We start from the raw sequence: 21,730 nt of genomic DNA, 5'->3' as shown, positions 1-21,730 counted from the left end.
GTCCTGCTCAACGACGTAGGCGAACGGTTGGATTCGCCCCACCGATTAGTGTTCATCTGGCCGATATTGCAAAGGTAGTGTTCACTGCGGATCGATCGCCCCCATCAGGAGGGCGATAAAGGCAATCGCTGACTTTCCCACCGACACGCTGCTTCTCTCGGCCAGTCCCAGATCGGTTGGCCAGCAGGTGTCTTTACGAGGTGCGATGAATCACAGCGAGTCCTGAATGAGTTCACTTAGCCGGTCATCGTCAGCCGGACTTCGCCAAATTATCACATAAACAGGAATCTCGGCCGGGGGAGCCGACTCCATGCGACGCTCGATAGCCGATTTGGCTGTTTCGTCATTTGTTATAATGACAAACTTGGCTATTTGCCCAGAGTCGACGGAAACTCTATGGACCCTATTTACAACACCGGAAATCCAAGGTGAGCTAATACGTGTACGGACACGAAGGAATTTGATTTCAAAGAGTATTGTTCCCCGAGGAGTGCTCAGTGCTGCATCGTACTCTGCTCGCCGGTGAATGTGACTTACTGTCAAGCCTTTAAGCTCTCCCGAAACCCGGCCGATGGCATCGATGACGTGTCGCTCGTAGCTCGCATACGACGCCCAGGTTCCAGCCGGTTCAGTCGAGTCTGGCCACCAATCCGCAGGCTGGAGGGCTGCAAGGGGAAGGCTCACCGTGACTTCATCTTCGTCTCCCGCACCAGGAAGATCTACCCGAACAATGGCTCGCCCACGCGGGCTGTCCGTGTTCACGTCGAGAACCGTTCCGTCTAGCACGTCGAGGCCCCATGCGATTCGGACTCGCTCCCCCACTTTGGGAACGCTCAAGTCATCACCCTTCACCATGGCCTTTGACCTCCTATTAGCCGAGCGAGGTAGTCGGCTACTACATCGTCCATCGCGGTGGCCAGCGCGTCGAGGCTCACCCTCCACTTCTTTGCCACGCCTAAGGTCACCGTCGGGTAGCCGAGTTGTTGGAGTCTTGCCAATCCGCCTGGGTCGCTATGCGCAATTGCATTCCGTGCAACATTAAGTGCCTCCAAGTGCTTATTCCATGTTTGTGCCCTAGAGTTCACTTTTTCCAATGCGGGCCATAGTAGCAAGCCCAGACGGCCAAAGTCCGCACCCAGCGATCCCGGATTTGCGTTGCCCTTATCAAGATTTCTATTTCGTGTCATTTCTAGCTGAATAACATTGGCCAGCGCCGGATTCGTATTCGCTATCTCTGAAGCGCAGATGTCAACTGCAAGATTGTGCAAGTCGCGCGTAAAGCCCTGGAATTCGGCGGCTAAACGGAGCACGATGGACCAATTTACAGGCTCGGTTCGCCACCGTCGGCCTGGACCGACACCCCCCACTGCTGTATGAGCCGCTAGAAGGTGATCTATTCGGTGGGCTCGTAGATTGGCCCATACGGCGTGAGCTGTGGACGGCACATCAAGTAGCCTAATTGATAGATCACCCTAAACCGACTGAGTACTACCGTCGCCACCACGGCGGCCGAGGCGAGTCCGTGGCAGAGAGCCGGGCTGAGCGCCCGGGCCACCTACGCGGCATATCCTTCAGAACCGTAGCCAGTGCGGCCTTACGGTCGCCTGACTGGGGTTGCCACCGTAGGTGGTTGGGGGCGATCGGCGGGTTGGGACTTCGTTCCTAAGCGCCAGCCCAAACGGATGCCTAGGCGAGGGCCGCTGGAGGTACTGCAACGAGTACTGCAACGGAGGCGCGTAACGCCTCGCTTTGACGCCCTCCCACGAATGGTCATGGTGGGGTTGCGGTCCACTGATCACGGGCGGGATGGTCCTGATAAGGAAGGGGTCAGTTTGGGTCGGATCGGCTAGCTGGCTACAAGCGGAAAAGGTCCTGCCTCCGGCGGGGGCACTCCGGCTCCGGGATGTTGGCCAATGCTTGACCGCAAGGCCGTAGGTGGCTGAGGTGGGGCCTGATCATCCCGTCTGCCATCGACCCGGGACAAGCCGAGCAGACCAGGGTCAGGGGCGCCAGATCGTTCGTCCAGTGGGGCGCTCCACCTGGCCCCCCTGACCCTGGCCCGCTTCCCCTTCGGGCGGGTCGACGGCAGACGGGATGATCAGGTGGGAAGATGTGCGCGCCGCGCCCGGAACACATGTCGTGGGCATGATCGCTGTGCCATTAGCGTGCCATTAAGGGCGGTGAACAGCAGTCAATCACGGTCACTCGCGGGGTATTGAAGGCGCAGGCAGGAGCCGTACAAGGGAGAGATTGGGACGATTTGCAAGCAGGATGTCAGCGGTTCGAATCCGCTAGGCTCCACTCACACAAAAGCCCAGGTCAGGGACGATTCCCTAACCTGGGCGTTGATCTTTATTCGGGCTTCTCCCGCTTCCGTGCCCGATCCCTTTGAGAGCGCCCCTTCGATGAGATCACCGAGCTGTGCCAGCGGGGTGACCGTTTGGTCGGGCAGGTGGCCAAGGACTTCGATCTGACCGAGACCGCGGTGCGGGACTGGTTTTGCATCACGGATCATGCCAACCGCGCCCCAGCAGATGCTACGAGTTGCCGTGTTCGGTCACCTGTCCGGGCGTCCGGGAGCTGGCCAGCGCCGTGAGCTGGGCCATGTCTACCCCGTCGCAGGTGAGCTCCGTCGAGGCGAGCGTGGCGCGGATGACGGGATCAGCGGGTCCCGGCACGACCACCGTCGCGGTCTGCATCGCCGCCCAGTCGCGGAGCGCGTCGATCGACGGCTGCGGCAGCTGCGGCGAGTACTGGACGATCAAGGCGTTGTCCCGGACGAGCAGGTGCTCCAGGCTGCCGCCGGTGGGCACATCCTGGTCGGCCGGGGCGTAGAAGGACTGGTCGGGGTGGCGCCACTCGGTGTCGCCGGGCGCAGCCAGAGACGTACGCGGCCCTGATTCGCAGGTGACCGCCCCCGGCGGAGAACCGTCCTGTGCGCCGCACGCGGCGCACAGGACGAGCGCGGCCACGGCCGGGATGAGAGAGCGGCGCATCAATCCACTCCTGATTGGTCGCCAGGCCGGTGGCCCGAAGTACTCGGGCCACCGGCGGTGAGACGGACGGGTCAGTTGACCCGCAGGACCGCCGAGCGCGAGATGATCTCGCCGGTCGGGTCCGACGCGCGGACCCGATACTCGGAGCCGGCCAGTTCCGGCGTCGCGGTGACGGCGATCGCGAACGAGGTCTGGCCGGGCACGTCCGCCCAGTCGGCCGAGCCCGGCGCCTTGACCTGCCACTGGTAGGCGACGTTCTGGCCGTCGGCGGGCGCCGCGAAGACCGCGTCGTCACCGGGCCGGTGGATGGCCGGCACCGGCTCGGACAGGAAGCGCAGGATGACTGCGTCGTTGGCGAGCACCTTCATCCACTCGGCGAGTTCCTTGGCGCGCTCCCGGATCGGGGTGTTGTCGGGCCCGGGCAGGTTGGCCTTGACCTCCCGGCGGACGACCTTGGCCTGCTCCATGGCCTCGATGTAGTCCTTGACCAGGTACGCGTTGTACGAGGCGTCGATCGCGCCGTTCAGGGTGGCGGCCAGACCGGCCTCGACGGACCCGTCCGCCACTCCGGCCGCGACCAGCCCGCGCATCTCGATGTGGGTGGAGCAGTTCCCGGAGGACGCGCCGGCGGCCCACTTGATGCCTTCCAGGATGTTCTTCTGGAAGATCGGGTCGGCGGTGTTCTGCCAGTTGTGCAGGAGCGCCTGGGTGAAGGAACGCCCGCCGTCGTAGTTGGCGCACCACGAGATCGGGTGGTCGGGACCCTCGATTCGGCCCGCGCTGCTGCCGATGCCGCCCGCGTAGGTGGACTCGGTCAGCGTCTGCAGGACGTGCACCTTCTCGCGGGGAAGGAATCCCCGCCAGTTGTAGAGCTCGTCCACGATCGTCATCTTCTTGGCGAAGTGCCGGGTGGCCGGGTGGGTGCCGTCCTCGGTGACCAGTTCGCCGACGACGCAGCCGCCACAGGTGTTCTGGATGCCCCCGGCGTTGGAGCCGTGGTTGTCGAACTCGCCGCCGACCAGGTTCTTATACCAGTCCCAGTTGTGCATGGAGTCGGTGGCGCCGTGGATGGCGACGAAGCCGCCGCCGTTGCGGATGTAGGTCTGTAGCGCGGCCTGCTCGTTGACGGTGACGGCAGGGTTGTCCGTCGAGGGGCGGGCGGTGCTGAACATGTCGTTGCCGACGCTGGAGACGCCGACCAGGGCGTCGTACTGGGACAGGCGCTCGGCGCTTTCGAACGGGTTGCCCGGAACGGACACCTCGGGGCTGAGGTAGTCCCAGACGTCGACGTCGAAGGAGTTGGCCCGGCCGAGGTCCTGGATCACCGCCATCGTCAGCGGGATGTGCTCGTGCCGGAAGGCGCCCGGCCGGTTCCCGAACAGCAGGATCTTGAACTTGGGCCGATTGTTCCGTACGGCCTCGCCCGGAGCCCGGAACGGGTAGCGGTCCATGCCCTTGCCCGCGCTCACCGCGACACCGGTGACGACGTCGGGGTGGTCGACGCCCTGCAGTTCCTCCACCAGGTAGGCGGCGTCCTTGACCAGCGAGTCCCGCATGTAGCCGGCGGGCGTCACCTTCGCGGCCAGCGCGCCGAACTCGACCAGCGCCGACTCGGCGGCGCCGCCTTCGGCCTCGGTGAGCAGCGCCAGCAGCCGAGCACCGTTGGGCGCGGAGACCTTCCCTGCGGTCACGTACCGCTGGACCAGGGCGCGCAGGTCCGGGATCGAGGTGATGATCTCGAAGGTCAGCGTGTACTTGGCACCGTTGCCGGCGGAGTCGCCGATGTTGACGGCCCAGGTGTGCTCGCCGACGGCGAGGGTGGCCAGGTCCAGCGGCATCGGATAGGTCCAGACGCCGTCGATCCACATGTCCCGCACCGCCGCGCCGCCCGAGCCGGGGGTGGGGTCGGTACGGGTCGGTGTGATGGCACTGGCGACCGCGCTGTGCGCGACCTTGCCGTTGGCGATGCCCGGCCAGGCCGCCACCGGCACCTTGGTGTCGATCCGCACGGTGATCGTCCGGGCAGCCGAGGCGTTGCCGGCCGCGTCGAGGGCGACATAGCTCACATTGCTGTTGCGGTCACCGCTGATCACGTACGCGGCCGTGCCCCGCGTTCCGTTCTGCACGGCCGGCACGTTGACCGTGCTTCCCGCGATGGTCACCCGGAACAGGGCGACGGCGTCGTCGTCGGTCGCCGACAGGTTCAGCGTGACGTCGTTGCCGGTGAACCAGCCGCCGGTGCCGGTGGCGCTGGAGGTCACGTAAGCGTTGTTCGCCACGCCGTTGTAGTTCAGGACGGGGTCCACCGGGGAGAGCGTGGCCACGTCGAGGACGGGCGGGGCTCCGGTCTCGGCGGCGACGGCCACCCCGGGCGTGCCGATCAGCAAGACAGGCACTGCGAGCAAGGCGGTGGTTAACGATCGTGTGATGGGACGTGGTGGGCGAGAGGACGGCATGTCGCTCCTCTTATCGGGTCGTACAGGGGCTCCACCGCGCGTCTGGTGCCGACCCAATCCCTAACGCGATGAATGTCGGAAGTGTGAGCTTCGTCCCACCCCTTTGTCAACGATCATGCGAACTTGTGATTTTCATCGGCGAAAGTTTCCACCTAAAAGTTTCGTTCGATCATCCGCCGTACGCGGCCCCGGTCCACGCCCAGATGGTCGAGGGCCCCGCCCGGCATGGGATCCGGCGGAAGGTCCTCAGGATCGGCAACTCACCAGGCAGTTCCAGGAGTTCGTACTGCTCCTGGGTAGGGACCCGCGCCGAGACCAGGTCCACGCATTGGCGGGGCGGATAACCCAAGTTCGCCAGGAACGCTCGATCTTCCCCTACCGGAAGGGATGGGCGGCCTGCGTCTGGGTCACCACCCCAGCGGGCGACAGAACCAAGAAGTGGGCCCGCCTTGGTCGCTTGGTCCACAACCGCGTCCACGCCCGCCAGCGACCGGCGGATACCATCCCGATCCCGCACGTTTGCTACTGCGTACGGTAGTGGTGTGGCGATTGCGGGAGAGTATCGCTCCGAGATCAGCTTTCCCGAGACCCTCGACACGGTGCTCTCACCCTAGAGTTACGAGGAGGATGAGGGAGGATCAGGAGTTTGCGATAGAAGGTGTTCACGACATGCTGCGGCCGTGGATGTCAGGAGTTCGAATCTCCTAGGCTCCACCAGCCAAGACGCCCCGCTCTCGACCACGAGAACGGGGCGTAAGTGTTTAACTGGGTGGCTAAGGGCACCCTCCTGCATCACGGGCGGATCTGGAGGCGTGCTGCTTCCTCTGATCTTTTGGCAGATCGAAGTTATTTGATGACCTGGTGCACGGGAGGAGCCGTGTGCACCCTGGGTTCCGCCCTGCTGTCCCGCTGCCAGGCGAGCAGTGCGATGACAACAATGCTCTGTACCGCCAGGATGAGTGCTTGCGTCAGAGGTGAACTCACCGCGGTCAGGCTCACCGCGGGGTCGCCCAGGAGGTGTGCGAGCAGGGCACCGGCCAAGACGGTCGCCGGTGCCAGAACCAGCAGGAGCGGCACCCAGAACAGGCGCGTGCCGAGCCGGAGTCTCACCGTATGGGCAGGGACGGATTGACGGAGGCGGGCCCGGCGTGCCCGGATCACGATTGCGCCGATCACGGGGCCGAAGCCGCCGAGGAGGTAGGGGATGACGGTGGGGAAACTCATTGGCGATCCACCGAGTGCGATCGCGGTAAGCCAGAATGCCCAGGTCGTAGCGAATGTGACAGTGAAGAAAAGAGCAAGGCCGCTTTTCTGGCCGGCGGGGGGTGTGGCGGTCACGTCTTTCCCTTTCATGGGTATCGGGTGAGGAAGTCTCAACGGTTGACCGGGAGCCGGAGAGCAGCAGGTCAGGGATTCCTCCTTTGTGCGGGAGAATCCATGGGTTCTGTGGCGCGAATCTCCTACGGCCGGAGTCGGTGGGCGAGCCAGGCGGCCACCTGCGTAAGCAGGTCGGGGTCGATCGGCTGGCGCAGCAGCCGAGGATAAGAGCGCACCGAGGCGGGGCTGGGGTCACGACGCAACAGGTGGGTGAGGTCGGGGATCAGATGGATCTCGACCTCACCGGGCACCAGTCTGCGGATCTCCGCCAAGTCCGCGGGGTCGACCTGGATGTCCTTGCCGCCGGTGATCGCCAGGACGGGGGCCTTGATGGCCGCCAGGTCCGGGCGGGGGTCATGGATGAGCAGCTCGCGCATCCACCGCGCATTCACTGGCAGCCCGGCGACGCGGGCCACGTCTGTGCGGGTCGTCTTGATCCGAGCCAGGTACCGGGCGGCGAGGGCTCGCAGAGCCGGCATCAGCGGTTTCAGGATCGCCGGGAGATCGCGGGCGAGCATGCCGGCCTGCCAGCGCAGGGCGCTCTCACCCGGGCGGGCGAACCCGGCCAACAGCACTACCGCTGCGACCTCGGGGTGGGTGCCGAGGGACATGGCGTGGATCGCACCTTCGCTGTGCCCGACCACGCCGATGGCGTCGGCCCGGATGTCGGGTCGTGCGGCCAGGGCGCGTAGAGCGGCGGCGGCGTCGCGGTGGTTATCGGTGAATCCGGTCGCACGCCAGTTGCCGGGTGTGGCGCCGACGCCACGCCGGTCATAACGCAGCGTGGCTATCCCATGGTCCGCGATCGCTGCGGCCAGCGGTGGTCCGAGCCCCATGCGGAGCCGGTCGGTGTTGGCGTCGCGGTCCAGCCGGCCGGATCCCTGCAGGAGCAGGACGGCCGGGTGCGGGCCAGGCCCCGCGGGCAGGGTCAACGTGCCGGCCAGCGGCAGTCCGTCGGCTGCGATGGCTGTCATGTCGACATCCCGCATGCCTCGCTCACCATGTCTCTCATTTTTGGGGAAGTTCTCAATATTGAGAACTTTATCGTATGTGAGATAATTCGCCTATGGCAACCGCAGATCTTCTCCTGCACCCCGTACGGATGCGCATCCTGCAAGCGCTGTTCGACGCCGATCCGCTGACCACCACCCAGCTACGAGACCGCTTGCCCGACATCGCGCCGGCGACGATGTACCGGCACATCGCCCTGTTGACCGACGCGGGGGTGCTGGAGGTGGCGGGCGAGACACGCGTGCGCGGCATCATGGTGCGCAGTTACCGGGTTCGCGCGGAGAAGGCGGTGGTCGACCCGGCGGCGCGGGCGGCCATGACGCAGGATGACCACAGACGGGCGTTCACCGCGTTCGTCGCCTCGTTGCTGACGGATTTCGAGCGCTACCTCGGGCTCGAAGACGCCGATCCCACCTCGGACGGCGTGGTCTACCGGCAGGCGGCGGTGTACCTGTCCGACGACGAATTCGCGGCGATGATCGAGGAGATCGAGCGGGCGGTCGTCGCCCGGGTCGGTCATGCCCCGGGTGACGGCCGCACACGTCGCATCGTCAGCCTCGTCGTCCTGCCGGACAAGAGTGCAACGGAGCCTCGGCCGGCGAGCGTTGCCGAGTGACCAGGGGTCAGCGGCGCGGCAGGGTGGCCAGCACCAGGTTGGGGTCGGTGGCGGTGAGGTAGGCGGCGCTGAGCACGTAGAGGGTCCGGCCGCGTACGGCTACCGACGTGGGGTTCTGGAGTCCGGCGGTGAGAAGCGTGATGGCGTGGCCGTCCGCATCGATTCGTACCACCTTGTTCGGCGCGTTGAGGGTCGCGATGACCTGGTCGTCCCGGGTTCCGGCGAAGGCGATGTCGTCGATACCGGCCAGCCCGGCGGCCTTGACCTGTACGGGTCCGGGGCGGCCTTGCCTGATCGGGATCCGCAGCAGGGTGCCCAGGTCGAGATTGGTGGCCCAGACCGCGCCATGCCGTACCTTGATGCCGTTGGCACCGAGGAATCCGGTTGCGGCGAGTTCAGGTGCCGACGACCAGACCCTGGCGTTGCCGCCGTTGAGGGGCACCGTGGAGATGGAACCGAGAACCGAGTCGGTGAGGTAGAAGGTCTTCGCCGGTTCGTCGTACGCCAGGCCGTTGGGCAGCCCGGTGGCCGGCAGCGCGGCGATGCGCCGTGGCTGCTGCCCCGGACGCAGCCGGTAGAGGCCGGTGGTCGCGGCGTCGCCACTGGCGTACAGGAAGTACAGCGTGCCGTCGGCGGTACGGACGATACCCGTGGTGAGCGCGAACCCGAGAGCAGGAGTGTCGGCACCACCGTCGGCGGGCGCGGGGAGGGTCGCCAGGATCCGAATGGCGCCGGCCGGGCTGATCGCGGCAACCTGGCGGGCGCTCGCGAAGGTGACGTACGCCGTACCGTCCGGACCGAGCGCAACATTTTCCGGCAGTTGCCCCTTGGCCAGGTCGAAGTGCACCGCGATCCGTGATGTCACCGACGGGCGGGCCTGCGCCGCGTTCGACGTCGGTACGGTCACCAGTCCGATTCCGGCGGCGACCGCGAGGGTGAGCATTCTGTTGCGCATTCCTGGTCCTTTCTGCATGGCTTCGCGAACGTGGAGTTCGTGGGCGCGCGAGATGGGACGCTCCGTTCGGAGCGTCTGGGAAACGTGGGGAAGGAGTCAGCCGGTCATTTCCGCGTCGGCGCATCGCGCCGAGGGCCCTGAGCGGAGGCACGCCCGGTGACCACGCTGTGGACGAGCAGCGTCATCGCGGAGTGCGAGGGCGAGCCGGGTTCGGTGGTCGCGACGACCACCGCCTGGTCGTCGGCGGTCCGCAGCGTCTGCTGGGTCACCCGCATGGTGCCCACCAGCGGGTGCCGCATCTCGTAGATCGCGTCGCCGCCGGTCTTGACGCGGTGGTCGGCCCACATCGCGGCGAACTCCGGGCTCTTGACCGTCAACTCCCCGATTAGCGCGGCCAGCAGCGGGTCGTCCGGGTGGCGCCCGGAGGCCATCCGCAGGGTCGCCACCACGCCCTGTGCTTTGGCGGCCCAGTCGGCGTACAGGTCACGGGTGTGCGCGTCCAAAAACACCAGGCGCGCCATGTTGGGCCGCTGCCGCGGTGCGTCCGGGCCGTCCGGGTCCAGATGGCCGGCGTACAAGGCATGGCCCCAGGGTGTTCCACGCCAGCACATCGCTGCGCCGGCCGAGCACCACCATAGGCACATCGCCGAGCACCGTGATCAGCTGACGTGTCACCGGGCTGACCCGTTCGGGGACTGGTCGGCGCCCGGCGCCCCGGCGGCGGCCGCCGGAGGCCAGTTCATGCAGGTGCCGACGCTCCGCATCGTCCAGGCGCAGCGCCCGGGCCAGCGCATCCAGTACCTCGGGCGAGGCATTGGAGGCCTGACCCTGCTCCAGCCGTGAGTAGTATGACGCGCTCACCCCGGCCAGCAGCGCCAGTTCCTCTCGACGCAGCCCGGGGACTCGGCGTTGGCCACCGTACGTGGCCACCCCCACGTCCTCAGGTCGCAGCTGAGAGCGCCTTGTTTGAAGGAACTCCCCGAGCTGTCGTCTCGTGTTCATGGCTCACAGTATTCGCGGCCGGTTCGCGACCCAGCCACACTCTGCCAGTGATAGGCACGGCAGGCCCGGCCTGGCGGCACCTCGCGGTGTCATCGAGTCCTGATCGGGGAGGTCAGGCATCTTCCGGCAGCGGTTCGCCGGTCTCCAGCAGCGACTTCAGGCTCGCCACCACGTTCGGCCAGCCGTGGCTGACCATCTCGGCCAGGCTCGATCCGGGCTCGAAGCCGTCGTGCATGACGGTGAGCTTCACGACCTGCGCGGCGGCCTCCTCAATCGTGAAGGTGACCTTCGATCGGGCCTCGCCGGACAGCCGGGTGAGCAGTTCCTCGTCCCAGCCGAAGCGCTTGGCGAGCTCCGGGGTGATGGCGTGCCAGGTGTAGGAGAGCCGACTGTAGGGTTCGGCCTCCAGCACGACCTGCTCCGGGTCGCTGATCAGCACGCCGTGGTTGTCCCAGGTCATCGGCGAGCCGACGGACCAGTCCGTAGTGAACTCCGTGGCCCAGTAGCGGCGGGTGAAGGCGGGCTCGGTCAGCGCCTGCCAGAGCTTCTGCGGGGTGGTGCGGATGTAGGTGGTGTAGACGAAGGTCGGCGCGTCCATCGAGGTCTCCTCCAGGGCGAGTTTCAGGTCCGCCAGGGCTTGGACCCTGGCCTGGTCGTAGCGGCTGATCCACCGATGGGCGATCTCGTGCACGGGCGCGGCGTTGAGGTAGTGCAGCTTCTCCCGGCCCCGCCGCACGGTGGCGACGAGCCCGGCCTCCTCCAACACCGCGAGGTGCTTGCTGACGGACTGCCTGGCCATGTCGAGTCCGGCGCACAGCTCGCGCAGCGTCTGCCCATTGCGGGCGTTGAGCGAGTCGAGCAGCGCGCGCCGACTCGGATCGGCCAGCGCCTTGAACACCTCGTCCATGCTCGCCCCCGTACCCAGGTTGCCGCGTGTCGATATGCAGCCTTTCGGCTACCTTTAATTTAGGCAGCCAAATGGCTGCCTGTCAAGACGCGCGGGCGGATGCGGGAGCTGATCATCCTCGGCACGGCCTTGCAGGTGCGCGCACACCCAACAGCCTCCGAAGACACTTCGCGATAGCTGGGCGATCTGTGCCGACCGTCCTCGTCCGGCACGGAAAGAACTCTACCCAATGAGTATACTCGCCAGGTATAGTCGTCGACATGTCCGTTCCGTACACGCTGCTGGGGCTGATCGAAGAGAACGCTCGCCACGGCTATGACCTGAAGCAGTCCTACGACCGCCGATTCGGCGATGCCAAGCCGATCCGGTTCGGCCAGATCTACCGCATCCTCGCCCAGTTGGTACGCGATGGGCGGGCCGAGGTCGTCGGTGTGGAACCCGGCGCGGGACCGGACCGCAAGCGGTATGCGATCACTCCGGATGGTGTGGCCGATTTGGACCGCTGGCTGGCCGAGCCGGAGGATCCGCAGCCCCAGCTCCAGAACGTGCTGTTCACCAAGGTTGTGCTGGCGCTGATCTCCGGCCGCTCCGCCGAGGAGTTTCTCGACGCTCAGCGGGAGCGCCACATGGCCAGAATGCGTGAGCTGACCAAGCTGCGGCGCGAGGCGACGGAGACGCACGCCGCGCTGCTCGCCGACTACCAGCTCTTTCACATCGAGGCCGACCTGCGCTGGATCGACCACGCGGCGGGTCGTCTGGGCGCGCTCGCAGCGGAGGTGCGATGATGATGGACGCGCTGGCCTGCCGCGACCTGCACAAGAGTTTCGGCCTCACCCACGCATTGCGCGGCGCCAACCTCTCGGTGAGTGCCGGGGAGGTGCTGGCGGTCATGGGCCCCAGCGGATCCGGCAAGTCGACGCTGCTCCAGTGCCTGGCGGGCATTCTCACCCCCGACTCCGGCGAGGTGAGCCTCGACGGCATGCGGATCGACCTGCTCGGTGACCACCGGCGCACCCGGCTGCGACGGACGATCTTCGGTTTCGTCTTCCAGTTCGGGCAGCTGGTGGCCGAGCTGCCGGTGGCGGAGAACATCGCGCTGCCGCTGCTGCTGGCCGGGGACCGCCGCCGGGCCGCGCTCTCCGCTGCCCGGGATTGGCTGCCGCGACTGGGTCTGGACGGGCTCCACGACCGGCTGCCCGGCGACCTGTCGGGAGGGCAGGCGCAGCGGGTGGCGATCGCCCGGGCGCTGATCGCGGGTCCCCGGGTGCTGTTCGCCGATGAGCCGACCGGGGCGCTGGACTCTGTGGCCGCTGACCAGGTCATGGAGGTGCTGATGGACGAGGTTCGGGCGCAGGGCACCTGCGTGCTCATGGTGACCCACGAACCGCGGGTCGCCGCCTATGCCGATCGGACGGTCACCGTACGAGACGGGCGGGTCGTCCACCCCGCCAGGGAATGGGAGGCCGTGTGATGAGTGCGCTGCTCGGGTTAAGGATGGCGCTTACCGGCGGGCGAAGGAGCCTGCCCGGGCTGGTGCTGACGGCTGTCGGCGTCGCTGCCGGGGTCATGCTGCTCCTGTTCGGTCTGGCCGGCCAGTCCGCGCTCCAGGGGCGGTTGGAAAGGTCGGCGTGGCAGGACACGGAGGCCTCGACCGAGGCGACGGCGCCCGATCCGGCGCTGTGGCTCGCGGTCAGCGATCATTACGCGGACAGGCCACTGCACCGCGTCCATGTGGCGGCGCTTGGGTCGCGTCCCCCTGTCCCGCCAGGACTGGATCGGCTGCCATCGCCGGGCGAGGTCGCCGTCTCACCCGCGATGCGTGACCTTCTCGCGGCCACGCCGGACGATCAACTCGACGACCGTATCCCCGGCCGGGTCACCATGACCATCGGTGCTGCTGGGCTCCGCCATCCCGACCACCTCGTGGCGGTTATCGGCCATACGCCCGAGGAACTGCGCCGGCTCGGCGGAGCCCAGGTGGTGCACGGAATAGAGACGCAGTCTCTCGACCTCCTCGAGTTTCTCAAAGCCGGCGTCATGCTGGCGACGATCCTCATGCTCTTCCCGATCCTGGTCTTCATGATCATGGTCGCCAGGCTGGCCGCCGCCCGCCACGAGCAGCGCCTCGCCACGATGCGCATGGTCGGGGCGACCAGGCTGCAGACCGCGGCGATGGCAGCCGCGGAGACCGGGGTGGGCGCCGTGGTCGGCACCATCGCCGGATTGCTGGGCTATCTGACGGCGCGGCCGATCCTGGCGAACATCGTGGAATACGGCGGCTATCAGGGAGGTCACTTCTTCCCCGCCGACCTCGTCGTACCGCTCGACCAGCTGATCGTCGTCCTTGCCGGTGTGCCGGTGTTGGCGACGCTCACCACGGTCCTCTCGCTGCGCCGGGTGCAGATCACGCCGCTGAGAGTCGGCAGCCGCGTACCCCGGAGGCCGCCCACGGCCTGGCGGGCGCTGCCGTTGGTGGTGGGTGTCGCCGGGTTTGCCGTCGACGCCGTCGTGCTGCGCTACCGGCCCGACCTCATGGCCGCGAACGACTGGGTCATGCCCGCCCTGCTGCTGTGCAGCCTGACAGGTGCCGTCGTGATCGGGCCGTGGGCGTGCCTGGTCGTCGGCCGGGCCATGGTCCGGTACGGCCGACGTGCCACCACCCTCATCGCGGCACGGCGCATTGCGGGTGACCCATGGGCGGCCTACCGGTCGGTCGGCGGTGTCGCCGTGGCTGTGTTCGTCACCACGTTGGTGGCCAGCTTCTCCGGTATCGGTTCCACTGGGGCGCCTGGCGTGTCGTCCGATTTACGGCTTCGTCCCGGCGTGGTGGAGATCTACGCGGGCGGCCAGCCCGCCACCGCGCTGGCACCGCTGATGTCCAGCGGGGTGGTCGTGGCAGGTGCCGTACCTGGCGGCGGTGTTGCCGTGGCCTGTGCCGAGCTAGCCCGGGTCGTCCGCGTGACCTGCCCGCTGCCGTCGGAATTCCAGATGCCCGACACCGCCGCCATGGGGATGTGGGTCACGGGTGGGCGGGTGGTCGAGCCCGGGCCCGATGCCGCCGGCCTGCCGGTGCACGCCCTCTACGTGCAGACCGACGGCAGCGTCGCCGCCGAGGAACGCATCCGTACGCAGGCATCGTCCCTGCTGCCGCGGGCGATCGTCAGCACCAGCCGTGACGTCTTCCGCCAGACCGTCGAGTTCCGCGTCTTCTCCGATATAGGCACCGGGATGCGCGTCGTCATGCTCTTCGTCCTCCTGGTGGCGGGCTGCAGCCTGACGATCTCTCTCATCGGCGGGCTGACCGAACGGCGCCGACCCTTCGCGCTACTCCGTGCCGCCGGGCTCGGCCTCGGCGAGCTGCGCCGCATCGCGCTGCTGGAGACGACCGTGCCCCTGGTATCCATGGTGCTCCTGGCGGTCGGGCTGGCGTCGGTGCCTCCGGTGGCGATCTCGATCATCGCGGCGCAGCCGTACGCAGCGCCCGGCTGGGATTTCGCCGCGCTCCTCGGCGGCGGCGTACTGGCGGCCTTGGCCATGACGACGCTGACGCTACCCCTGATCGATAGCGCCACCAGGCATGACGCCGTGCGCTTCGAGTAGAGAAGGCCCTCAGACAAAGCGGACCACTGCTCTCCCTCAAGTCAGAGTCTGGCTCGCAGCAACCTCACTACCGCAGAGCCAAGGCTGGCGCATGCGGGATCCTCAGCGTCGTCTCCCGGTAGGCCCTACCGTGGGACAGTGGCCGCACCTCATTTCCCGATCGTAGACGTAACGGAGTGGGAGGTGGTCGCCTTCGAGGCCGCCGGTATGGATGAGAAGGTCTGGCTAGCGGATCCCGCAACAAGCGAGCTGTGGCTATACAAGCCGGTGACGCGACACCAGAACTGGGCCGAACGAAATCTTGATCCAGTACAGGGAGAGAACTGGGCAGAGAAGATCACTTCCGAGCTCGCGCGTCGGCTAGGAGTTCCCGCTGCTGCCATCGAAATGGCCCAACGGCTGGGCACTCCGGGCTGCATCTCGCTCAACCTGGTGCCGCCGGGATGGGAGATGCAGCCTGGAACGGTCTTGCTCAGCGAGATCGTCCCTGGTTACGACCCGACCCCGAGGGGAGGGCATCATGGCCATACGCTCGACAACATCCAGCGTGTCCTCGACGGATACTGCGCTCCCCTCGGCTGGACCCGCCTCCCTGCCGGATTCAACGCCTTCGATGTCTTCGCCGGCTACGTCGTCTTCGATGCCTGGATCGCCAACCGAGACCGCCACTCGGAGAACTGGGCTGTTCTGCGTGGCCCTCTGGGCGGCGGTCCGCCCAGTCTGTCGCCGAGCTACGACCACGCCAGTTGCCTTGGATACCATCTCACCCAACGTCGCCTTGAGGAGATCATCAACGGCCGCGGCGTGGGCTGGTTTGCCACTCGCAGGGACAGCGCCTACCGCTATGAAGATGGCATGAGCCAGACACTCGTAGAGTTCGCTCATTCAGCGCTCCGTGCGGCATCGGCGAGCGCGCGTGATCACTGGCTAGACCGGCTCGCCGCAGTCGACTCCCACGAGTGGGCGAGCATCGTCCATGCCACTCCGGAAATGTCAGAGGTAGCGCGTAGCTTTGTTGTTGAGTTGCTGGAGACCAACCGAAGGAGGCTGCTCGATGCGTAGCGTCACCCTGCCCGGCCTCGGAACCCATACTTTGGATCAGACCTTGCGACGCCTCATCGTTGCTTGGCAGCACCCAACTAGCCGCCTTATCTCAGCTGTCGGGGCCCTCGAGCAGCACGATGATGGCTACGCCTTCTCCTACCTCCGCCTAGCCGAGCAGGTCGAAGATTTCCGGGCCTTCATCGGCTTCCCTGACCTGTACCGTCGCTATGAGTCCACCCAGCTCTTCCCTCTGTTCCGGCAGCGTGTGATGGACCCCAAGCGCCCGGACTACATCCGGTATCTCGAAACTCTCGGCCTCGGCGAAGACGCCGCCCCAATGGAGATCCTCGGCCGGTCGTCCGGAGTCCGGCCCGGCGATGCCATCCTGCTGTTTCCCGAACCGACGGTCGACCCTAGTGGCTCCACCCACTGCACATTCCTTGTGCACGGCATGCGGCACATGGCGAAATTTGGAGTCCTAAGCCGCCTCTCGACCCTGCGTCCAGGCGATCAGCTCCGGTTGAAGCCCGACCCAACGAACCCCGTCAACAACCAAGCACTCATCATCACTTCGACTGACGATCACCCCCTCGGCTGGGTGCCGGATGTGCTCCTCAGCTATGTCCACACCGTCCTTGCAACCAGCCCCCTGACTCTCACCGTCGAGCGTGCCAACACCGCCAGCGTTCCTTGGCATCTGCGGCTATGCGTCAAGCTAACCGGCCAAGTTTCTCCTGGGTACCGCCCGTTCAACGGCCCAGACTGGCAACCGCTGAGTGGATAAACGGCTCTTCGCCCGTGCACCGTGGGCCTGCTGCAAGGGTCAGCCGGACAAGCGCTAGCAGTAAGTGGTCGGCTTCGTCGGCGTGTTCAGTCTCATTGGCCACGTGCCCAATGAGTTCGCCCTTCCCCGAGAACGCTCCCAGCCTCGCCTTCACCAAGCCCTTGGTATCCATGGTGCTCCTGGCGGTCGGGCTGGCGTCGGTGCCTCCTGTGGAGATCTCGATCATCGCGGCGCAGCCGTACGCAGCACCCGGCTGGAATTTCGCCGCGCTTCTCGGCGGCGGTGTGCTGGCGGCCTTGGCCATGACGACGCTGACGCTGCCCCTGATCGACAGCGCCACCAGGCATGACGCTGTGCGCTTCGAGTAGAGAAAGCCCTACTCCTCCTCATCCACCGGGAAGGACCCAATACAGGGCACGGTGTACACCCACCCCAGCAGGCGAAGGAACGCCAGCGCACGGCGAACGGTCCCCCTGCTCACGTGGTGCATCCGCATCATCTGGGCCTCGCTGGGCAGCGCCTCATGAGGCAGATAGCTCCCCTCACGAATGTTCTCCATGACCTCGTCGGCGATCATCTGATAGAGGGTTATCCGGTGAGGATGACGGGTCCGGGGAAGCGGCCGACCCGGATACCACCGGCCGACGAAGGTCCCGCAACCAGGCGCCAGGTACGCCACATTCTCATGTCGGAGGACCCGCAACGCCTTACCGGCGGTCTTGGCGGCCACCCCGAACCACTTCACCAACTCGGGCACGCTCGGAAGTGCGTCGTCATCCATCAGCTCGCGGCTGGTGATCCGCTCCCGGAGTATGCGCGCGATCTGCCGATACAGCGGAACTGGTCCCGTGCGATCCAGCTCCACCGCCCCCGGAGCAACAGCCTCTTGAACACGCCCGAACGATACGGACACGATCAGTCCCATCCCCGGCCTGCCCCCTCAGCCCGAAATCGCGATACCTGACAAGAAGATCTGCAAGCAATGGGCGACCCCCTCCGTCGCCGTCGTTCAACGGAACGCCAGCGCCGCCCCGGCGGGAAACCGGATCAATGAGCGTCCGGATGCTGGAGCCGTACCGCCTCAAACCGAAGAGCCACCCGCCGGGCCGCTGTCACGATGTCCCGGGCGTCGTGGAAGGCGTAGTCCGGATCCCACGGTTTGGACGGCCGCCCCGACGCCCACCAGAACCCGTAGCCGTCGCTCCAGACCAGAGACCCATCTTCACCGACACGAACGCGACCCCGAACCCGGCATGCACGTGACCGGTGATCCCGTACTGCTTGGACAGTTCCACCCGTAACGCTCCGGCTGCTTCCCGGGCGGCGTCCCCACCGGCATCGGTCAGCGGCGCTGGCCAGACCCGAAAATCCTGTGAGTGCTCGGCCATGGCGATCACGCGCCGAGCGTTCGGGTCGCATGTTCGTCCGGGCATCCGAGGCAGGCGACCCGCATACGGGAGGGCACTGAGGCGCCATCCCCGCCGTGCACGGCAATGACCGCCCGGCGGCGAGTGGCGTACTTCCATCCACGTTCGCCACACAAAGAGCACGACGGCGCAGCGGATGCGGTAGCTGTGGTGTCGTGGCTGATCATGCATCCAGCCTGGCCAGTTCCTTACGGCGCTCCCATCCCGCCCCGATATCCCTTGACGGGGTCGGCTACCGGCGCTGCACGATGGGACCGGCGCCCACACCCCGGCCCGTCGAACACGAAGGGAAGACCATCCCCGTGAAGCCCGACATCCCCGATTCACTGTGGGAGCGCCCCGACACGATCGCCGCCCTGCGCGCCCGCGACATCGGCCGCCTGTTTCATCTCCTGCGCCAGTACGCCGGACGCTCCCAGACCACCATCGGCAGCCATACCAACCTGTCCCAGGGCAAGGTCAGCGACATCATGAACGGCCGCCAGAAGGTCGTCGTCTTTGAGGTCATCGAACGCATCGCAAACGGCTTGTCCATGCCCGACCCAGCCCGCATAGCCCTCGGCCTGGCCCCTCGCAACGTCACCGCCCTGCATATCCCACGAAAGGATGACGCCCAGGGATTCGCCCCCCAGCAGGCAACTTCTAACGTGGAGGTGGTCCGGGCCTCAGACGAGGGGGAATCTGTGCGACGCCGTCAATTCGTTGGTCTCACCGGAGCCGCCCTGTTCAACGCGGTCATCGGACGTGGCCCCATCGGTCAAGACCCCCAACCGGAATCAAGCAGCATCGACGACCTGGCGGCCATCCTGACCGAACCATCTCCCACGCTCCTCAACGAAGCGCCGGACATCGAGGCTCTTGCCCGTGTGGTGGCAGCGGCCAAACAGGCATACCAGGCGTGCTACTACACCGAAGTCCTCGCCCTTCTCCCGCCGCTCCTCCGCACGCTGCGCATCGCTCCCAGCGTGATGGACGGCGATCAACGGCGACGGGTTCACGCGTTCTCGGCGGAAGCGCACCACGTGGCCGCATCGATCCTGCTCAAACAGGACGACAAGGGCCTGGCCTGGCTAGCCGCAGACCGGAGCCTACAAGCTGCCCATGCGTCCGAGAGCCCGCTCATGATCGCCTCCAGCGCCCGGATCATCACCCACGCCCTCATGGACGGCACCCACCACCGCGCCGCCTACACCAACGCAGCGACAGCCGCGGAACGCATGGCCGCCACCTTCACCCAGCCGACCCCCAACGACCTGTCGGTCTACGGCTCCCTGCTGCTCCGGGGAGCCATCGCCGCCGCCCAGCACGGCAACCGCACCACCACCGCCGAACTCCTGGACGAAGCCGACCAGGCCGGGCAACGTCTCGAGCACGAAGGCAACCACATGTGGACCGCGTTCGGCTCCGGCAACGTGCTGTGCCACCGGGTGAACATCGCCCTCAGCATGGGCGACGCCGGAACCGCCATCGAAGCCGCCCGCCGCGTTGACATCGACGCTTTGCCGATCAACGAGCGCAAGGCCACGCTTCTCCTGGACGCCAGCCGCGCGTTCCTCATGTGGGGCAAGCACGAACAAGCCCTCCACGTTCTGCGGGCAGCTGGGCAGATAGCCCCCGAAGAGATCACCGGCCGACCGGCCACCCTGCGCCTGGTCCGCGACCTCATCGAAACCGCACCGATCAGCACCCGCCGGGAAACCCGCGAATACGCCGAAGCCCTCGGAGTCACCCCGTGACCACCTCACCCGGCAAGGTCCTCTATATCATCGTGTGCGCCGCCGGCCCCGCCGCAGACGTCGGCAAACTCGTCACCATGGCCCAACGCCAGCAGTGGACTGTCCAGATCATTGCCACTCCACCCGCGCTGACCTTCATCGACGTCCAGCAGTTAGAGGAGCAGACCGGCCGCCCCGTCCGCAGCCAGTACCGCACGCCAGGCGAACCCAAATCCCCTAGAGCCGACGCCATCATCGTCGCCCCCGCCACCTACAACACCATCAACAAATTCGCCCAGGGAATCGCCGACACCTACGCCCTCGGCCTCCTCGCCGAAGCCCCCGGCCTAGGCATCCCCGTGATCATCCTGCCCTTCGTCAACAGCGCACTCGCCCAACGCACACCCTTCCAGCACGCCGTGGACACCCTGCGGACCGAAGGCGTACACATCCTCCTCGGCCCAGGGCAGTTCCAGCCTCATCCGCCCAGCTCAGGCGGCGATCGTCTGGACGCTTACCCGTGGGAACAGACGCTCAAGGTTCTTGCCGAATTGCGCTCATAGAGGATCAAGATGGCCCTGCGCTCGGCCATGCGCTGCGCGTGTGGCCTGCGGCCGTTCTCGCGCATGGCCGTGCTCGGGCCACGGTTGTTCGGCTTCGTGGGTTCGTCTTAGCGAGGCTCCGACTTCGAGCGGGAGTTCTCCTCATCGCCAGGCGGGATGATGCCATTGAAGAAATGCACGCTGAAGGCGAACGCCGACGCGCCCGTCAGAACTGCAAGCTGCCAGGAGCTGCCTGTGGAAAGGACGAGCGCGACGGTGATTGCCGCGACGACCGAGGCAGCGATGACGACTACTGCAGCGCGGACAGTTAGTAGGTACATCCAGTCTCCTGAGAACTGAGAGGCGCTCGCCTCCCATAGCGAACGCACGATAGACGCCCATCTGAGACGTCTTACTCATCCAGATTCAGGGCTGGTCGGAGCGGTTGATCGCTTCTGCCAAAGTCGGACCTGGGGTGTCATCGCCTGGATTGCGAATGTGAACCAAAGTTGTAGCGCAGGTCAGCGCGGCATTGTGGTGTTGCGACATGGCGTAGCCGAGCAGCCGGCGGGAGAACAAGTCCTCGACCGTGGCCAGGTACAGGTTGCCCTCGTCGGTGTCGATCATGGTCACATCGCCGCACCACAGCACGTCCGGAGCAGGCGCGGTGAACTTACGCCGGACCAGGTCCGGGGCGGCGTGCCGCTTGCCTTGGCAGGTCAGTGACGGAGGCTTGCCTCGTTGCCGGGCGATGAGGCCGAGCTCGGCCATCCACGCCGCGACCGTGTTCTCCGACATCCGCCAGCCCGCCTCGTGCAGGTCACGGGTGATCTGCGGCGAGCCGTAGGTGCCGCCAGAGGCCTCAAACAGGCGGGTGGTCCGCGCTTCCAGGTCGGCCCGCCGACATTCCCGGGCGGTTGGCGTTTCCTGTCCGATGCGGTTCTTCCACTTGTAGAACCACTTGCGACACCCCCAACGCCCGGCAGGAGGTGACGTGGTCGATGCCGTACTCGGTCTTCTGAGATGGTCTCGTTCGGACTGGTCCCCTGGCGTGCCGTCGCCCTCATCGTGCTCGCGGTCCTGTTCTTCGGCTTCACCGTCCGGGGCCTCGGCTTCGTCCCCACGTCCGCGGTGACCGCCCTGCTCACCACGCTGGCCAGCGCGCGCGTACGGCTGCTCGCGGCCGTGGCTGTGACCGCCGGGCTGGACCGTTGCCAGCACGCTCATCTTCGTCGTCGGGCTTCAGCTGCGGATCCCGCTCTGGGGTCCGTGGCTAGGGTTCTGACGCGGCATCCGGA

22 protein-coding genes and 1 tRNA gene are annotated in these 21,730 nt (G+C 66.4%); 10 read left to right on the top strand and 13 right to left on the bottom strand.

Going from position 1 to position 21,730, the window contains the following annotated elements; translation table 11 throughout:
• Positions 1–848: 848 nt before the first annotated feature.
• From ABGB08_RS12005 to ABGB08_RS11990, 4 genes are all read right to left on the bottom strand, one after another.
• Positions 849–1,310, bottom strand: a complete 462-nt coding sequence (locus ABGB08_RS12005) for a hypothetical protein (RefSeq protein WP_347589398.1) — start codon at positions 1,308–1,310, stop codon at positions 849–851.
• Between the two features lie 992 nt (positions 1,311–2,302).
• The gene (locus ABGB08_RS12000) at positions 2,303–2,515 is read right to left on the bottom strand and encodes a hypothetical protein (protein ID WP_347589396.1); all 213 of its coding nucleotides are present in this window, start codon (positions 2,513–2,515) and stop codon (positions 2,303–2,305) included.
• Between the two features lie 22 nt (positions 2,516–2,537).
• The gene (locus ABGB08_RS11995; RefSeq protein ID WP_347589394.1) at positions 2,538–2,996 is read right to left on the bottom strand and encodes a hypothetical protein; all 459 of its coding nucleotides are present in this window, start codon (positions 2,994–2,996) and stop codon (positions 2,538–2,540) included.
• Positions 2,997–3,067: 71 nt separating this feature from the next.
• Positions 3,068–5,392 (bottom strand): ThuA domain-containing protein, encoded by a 2,325-nt coding sequence (locus ABGB08_RS11990; RefSeq protein WP_347589392.1) that lies wholly within the window; start codon positions 5,390–5,392, stop codon positions 3,068–3,070.
• Positions 5,393–6,093: 701 nt separating this feature from the next.
• On the opposite strand from ABGB08_RS11990, the gene ABGB08_RS11985 reads away from it, so the two are divergent.
• A tRNA-Arg gene (locus ABGB08_RS11985) sits at positions 6,094–6,169 on the top strand.
• 129 nt (positions 6,170–6,298) lie between these two features.
• Here ABGB08_RS11985 and ABGB08_RS11980 read toward each other — a convergent pair.
• A complete protein-coding gene (locus tag ABGB08_RS11980; protein ID WP_347589390.1) occupies positions 6,299–6,676 on the bottom strand; it encodes a hypothetical protein in 378 nt (125 codons plus the stop codon).
• 236 nt (positions 6,677–6,912) lie between these two features.
• Positions 6,913–7,803: an alpha/beta fold hydrolase gene (locus ABGB08_RS11975; protein WP_347589388.1), complete on the bottom strand. Its 891-nt coding sequence runs from the start codon at positions 7,801–7,803 to the stop codon at positions 6,913–6,915.
• A 92-nt stretch (positions 7,804–7,895) separates the two neighbouring features.
• On the opposite strand from ABGB08_RS11975, the gene ABGB08_RS11970 reads away from it, so the two are divergent.
• Positions 7,896–8,456 (top strand): helix-turn-helix domain-containing protein, encoded by a 561-nt coding sequence (locus tag ABGB08_RS11970; RefSeq protein WP_347589386.1) that lies wholly within the window; start codon positions 7,896–7,898, stop codon positions 8,454–8,456.
• Positions 8,457–8,463: 7 nt separating this feature from the next.
• Here the strand turns inward: ABGB08_RS11970 and ABGB08_RS11965 are convergent, their stop codons facing one another.
• From ABGB08_RS11965 to ABGB08_RS11950, 4 genes are all read right to left on the bottom strand, one after another.
• Entirely contained in the window at positions 8,464–9,411 is a 948-nt protein-coding gene (locus tag ABGB08_RS11965) for a hypothetical protein (RefSeq protein ID WP_347589384.1), read from the bottom strand.
• Positions 9,412–9,515: 104 nt separating this feature from the next.
• Positions 9,516–9,989 (bottom strand): hypothetical protein, encoded by a 474-nt coding sequence (locus ABGB08_RS11960; protein WP_347589382.1) that lies wholly within the window; start codon positions 9,987–9,989, stop codon positions 9,516–9,518.
• Complete coding sequence (locus ABGB08_RS11955) at positions 9,895–10,413, bottom strand: helix-turn-helix domain-containing protein (RefSeq protein WP_347589380.1); 519 nt, start codon at positions 10,411–10,413, stop codon at positions 9,895–9,897. Before ABGB08_RS11955 ends, ABGB08_RS11960 begins: the two co-directional genes overlap by 95 nt.
• A 112-nt stretch (positions 10,414–10,525) precedes the next feature.
• Entirely contained in the window at positions 10,526–11,320 is a 795-nt protein-coding gene (locus ABGB08_RS11950) for a metalloregulator ArsR/SmtB family transcription factor (protein ID WP_347589378.1), read from the bottom strand.
• A 260-nt stretch (positions 11,321–11,580) separates the two neighbouring features.
• On the opposite strand from ABGB08_RS11950, the gene ABGB08_RS11945 reads away from it, so the two are divergent.
• From ABGB08_RS11945 to ABGB08_RS11920, 6 genes are all read left to right on the top strand, one after another.
• Positions 11,581–12,105, top strand: a complete 525-nt coding sequence (locus ABGB08_RS11945; protein ID WP_347589376.1) for a PadR family transcriptional regulator — start codon at positions 11,581–11,583, stop codon at positions 12,103–12,105.
• On the top strand, positions 12,105–12,791 hold the full coding sequence (locus ABGB08_RS11940) for an ABC transporter ATP-binding protein (RefSeq protein ID WP_347589565.1): 687 nt from the start codon (positions 12,105–12,107) through the stop codon (positions 12,789–12,791). Before ABGB08_RS11945 ends, ABGB08_RS11940 begins: the two co-directional genes overlap by 1 nt.
• On the top strand, positions 12,791–14,920 hold the full coding sequence (locus ABGB08_RS11935; protein WP_347589374.1) for an FtsX-like permease family protein: 2,130 nt from the start codon (positions 12,791–12,793) through the stop codon (positions 14,918–14,920). Before ABGB08_RS11940 ends, ABGB08_RS11935 begins: the two co-directional genes overlap by 1 nt.
• Before the next feature lie 183 nt (positions 14,921–15,103).
• Entirely contained in the window at positions 15,104–15,982 is an 879-nt protein-coding gene (locus ABGB08_RS11930; RefSeq protein ID WP_347589372.1) for a hypothetical protein, read from the top strand.
• Entirely contained in the window at positions 15,975–16,748 is a 774-nt protein-coding gene (locus ABGB08_RS11925) for a hypothetical protein (RefSeq protein ID WP_347589370.1), read from the top strand. The genes ABGB08_RS11930 and ABGB08_RS11925 overlap by 8 nt, the downstream gene beginning before the upstream one ends.
• A gap of 110 nt (positions 16,749–16,858) precedes the next feature.
• On the top strand, positions 16,859–17,116 hold the full coding sequence (locus ABGB08_RS11920) for a hypothetical protein (protein WP_347589368.1): 258 nt from the start codon (positions 16,859–16,861) through the stop codon (positions 17,114–17,116).
• A gap of 8 nt (positions 17,117–17,124) precedes the next feature.
• On the opposite strand, the gene ABGB08_RS11915 is transcribed toward ABGB08_RS11920, so the two are convergent.
• Positions 17,125–17,661 (bottom strand): winged helix-turn-helix domain-containing protein, encoded by a 537-nt coding sequence (locus tag ABGB08_RS11915; protein ID WP_347589366.1) that lies wholly within the window; start codon positions 17,659–17,661, stop codon positions 17,125–17,127.
• Positions 17,662–18,477: 816 nt separating this feature from the next.
• On the opposite strand from ABGB08_RS11915, the gene ABGB08_RS11910 reads away from it, so the two are divergent.
• Both ABGB08_RS11910 and ABGB08_RS11905 read left to right on the top strand, forming a co-directional pair.
• Entirely contained in the window at positions 18,478–19,911 is a 1,434-nt protein-coding gene (locus ABGB08_RS11910) for a helix-turn-helix transcriptional regulator (RefSeq protein ID WP_347589364.1), read from the top strand.
• Positions 19,908–20,453 carry a flavoprotein gene (locus ABGB08_RS11905; protein ID WP_347589362.1) on the top strand — a complete coding sequence of 182 codons (546 nt, stop codon included), beginning with the start codon at positions 19,908–19,910 and terminating at the stop codon, positions 20,451–20,453. Before ABGB08_RS11910 ends, ABGB08_RS11905 begins: the two co-directional genes overlap by 4 nt.
• A gap of 107 nt (positions 20,454–20,560) precedes the next feature.
• Here the strand turns inward: ABGB08_RS11905 and ABGB08_RS11900 are convergent, their stop codons facing one another.
• Positions 20,561–20,773, bottom strand: coding sequence for a hypothetical protein (locus tag ABGB08_RS11900; RefSeq protein WP_347589360.1), 213 nt, complete (start codon positions 20,771–20,773; stop codon positions 20,561–20,563).
• Between the two features lie 85 nt (positions 20,774–20,858).
• Complete coding sequence (locus ABGB08_RS11895) at positions 20,859–21,659, bottom strand: IS3 family transposase (protein WP_347589358.1); 801 nt, start codon at positions 21,657–21,659, stop codon at positions 20,859–20,861.
• Between the last annotated feature and the right edge of the window lie 71 nt (positions 21,660–21,730).

It is taken from the genome of Acrocarpospora sp. B8E8 (genome assembly GCF_039871605.1).
In the GTDB taxonomy this organism is placed as follows: domain Bacteria; phylum Actinomycetota; class Actinomycetes; order Streptosporangiales; family Streptosporangiaceae; genus Acrocarpospora; species Acrocarpospora macrocephala.
Note: the sequence above shows the minus strand (reverse complement) of the source record. Positions and strands in the feature narration are given on the sequence as shown.

Bases quoted from the DNA above. Each gene is read 5' to 3' on its own strand.
- ABGB08_RS11995 (WP_347589394.1), bottom strand. From the start codon at position 2,996: ATGCGCCGCTCTCTCATCCCGGCCGTGGCCGCGCTCGTCCTGTGCGCC.
- ABGB08_RS11975 (WP_347589388.1), bottom strand. From the start codon at position 7,803: ATGACAGCCATCGCAGCCGACGGACTGCCGCTGGCCGGCACGTTGACC.
- ABGB08_RS11950 (WP_347589378.1), bottom strand. From the start codon at position 11,320: ATGGACGAGGTGTTCAAGGCGCTGGCCGATCCGAGTCGGCGCGCGCTG.
- ABGB08_RS11945 (WP_347589376.1), top strand. From the start codon at position 11,581: ATGTCCGTTCCGTACACGCTGCTGGGGCTGATCGAAGAGAACGCTCGC.
- ABGB08_RS11940 (WP_347589565.1), top strand. From the start codon at position 12,105: ATGATGGACGCGCTGGCCTGCCGCGACCTGCACAAGAGTTTCGGCCTC.
- ABGB08_RS11955 (WP_347589380.1), bottom strand. From the start codon at position 10,413: ATGAACACGAGACGACAGCTCGGGGAGTTCCTTCAAACAAGGCGCTCT.
- ABGB08_RS11965 (WP_347589384.1), bottom strand. From the start codon at position 9,411: ATGCGCAACAGAATGCTCACCCTCGCGGTCGCCGCCGGAATCGGACTG.
- ABGB08_RS11900 (WP_347589360.1), bottom strand. From the start codon at position 20,773: ATGTACCTACTAACTGTCCGCGCTGCAGTAGTCGTCATCGCTGCCTCG.
- ABGB08_RS11970 (WP_347589386.1), top strand. From the start codon at position 7,896: ATGGCAACCGCAGATCTTCTCCTGCACCCCGTACGGATGCGCATCCTG.
- ABGB08_RS11980 (WP_347589390.1), bottom strand. From the start codon at position 6,676: ATGAGTTTCCCCACCGTCATCCCCTACCTCCTCGGCGGCTTCGGCCCC.
- ABGB08_RS11925 (WP_347589370.1), top strand. From the start codon at position 15,975: ATGCGTAGCGTCACCCTGCCCGGCCTCGGAACCCATACTTTGGATCAG.
- ABGB08_RS11895 (WP_347589358.1), bottom strand. From the start codon at position 21,659: ATGAGCGTGCTGGCAACGGTCCAGCCCGGCGGTCACAGCCACGGCCGC.
- ABGB08_RS12000 (WP_347589396.1), bottom strand. From the start codon at position 2,515: ATGATCCGTGATGCAAAACCAGTCCCGCACCGCGGTCTCGGTCAGATC.
- ABGB08_RS11935 (WP_347589374.1), top strand. From the start codon at position 12,791: ATGAGTGCGCTGCTCGGGTTAAGGATGGCGCTTACCGGCGGGCGAAGG.
- ABGB08_RS11920 (WP_347589368.1), top strand. From the start codon at position 16,859: ATGAGTTCGCCCTTCCCCGAGAACGCTCCCAGCCTCGCCTTCACCAAG.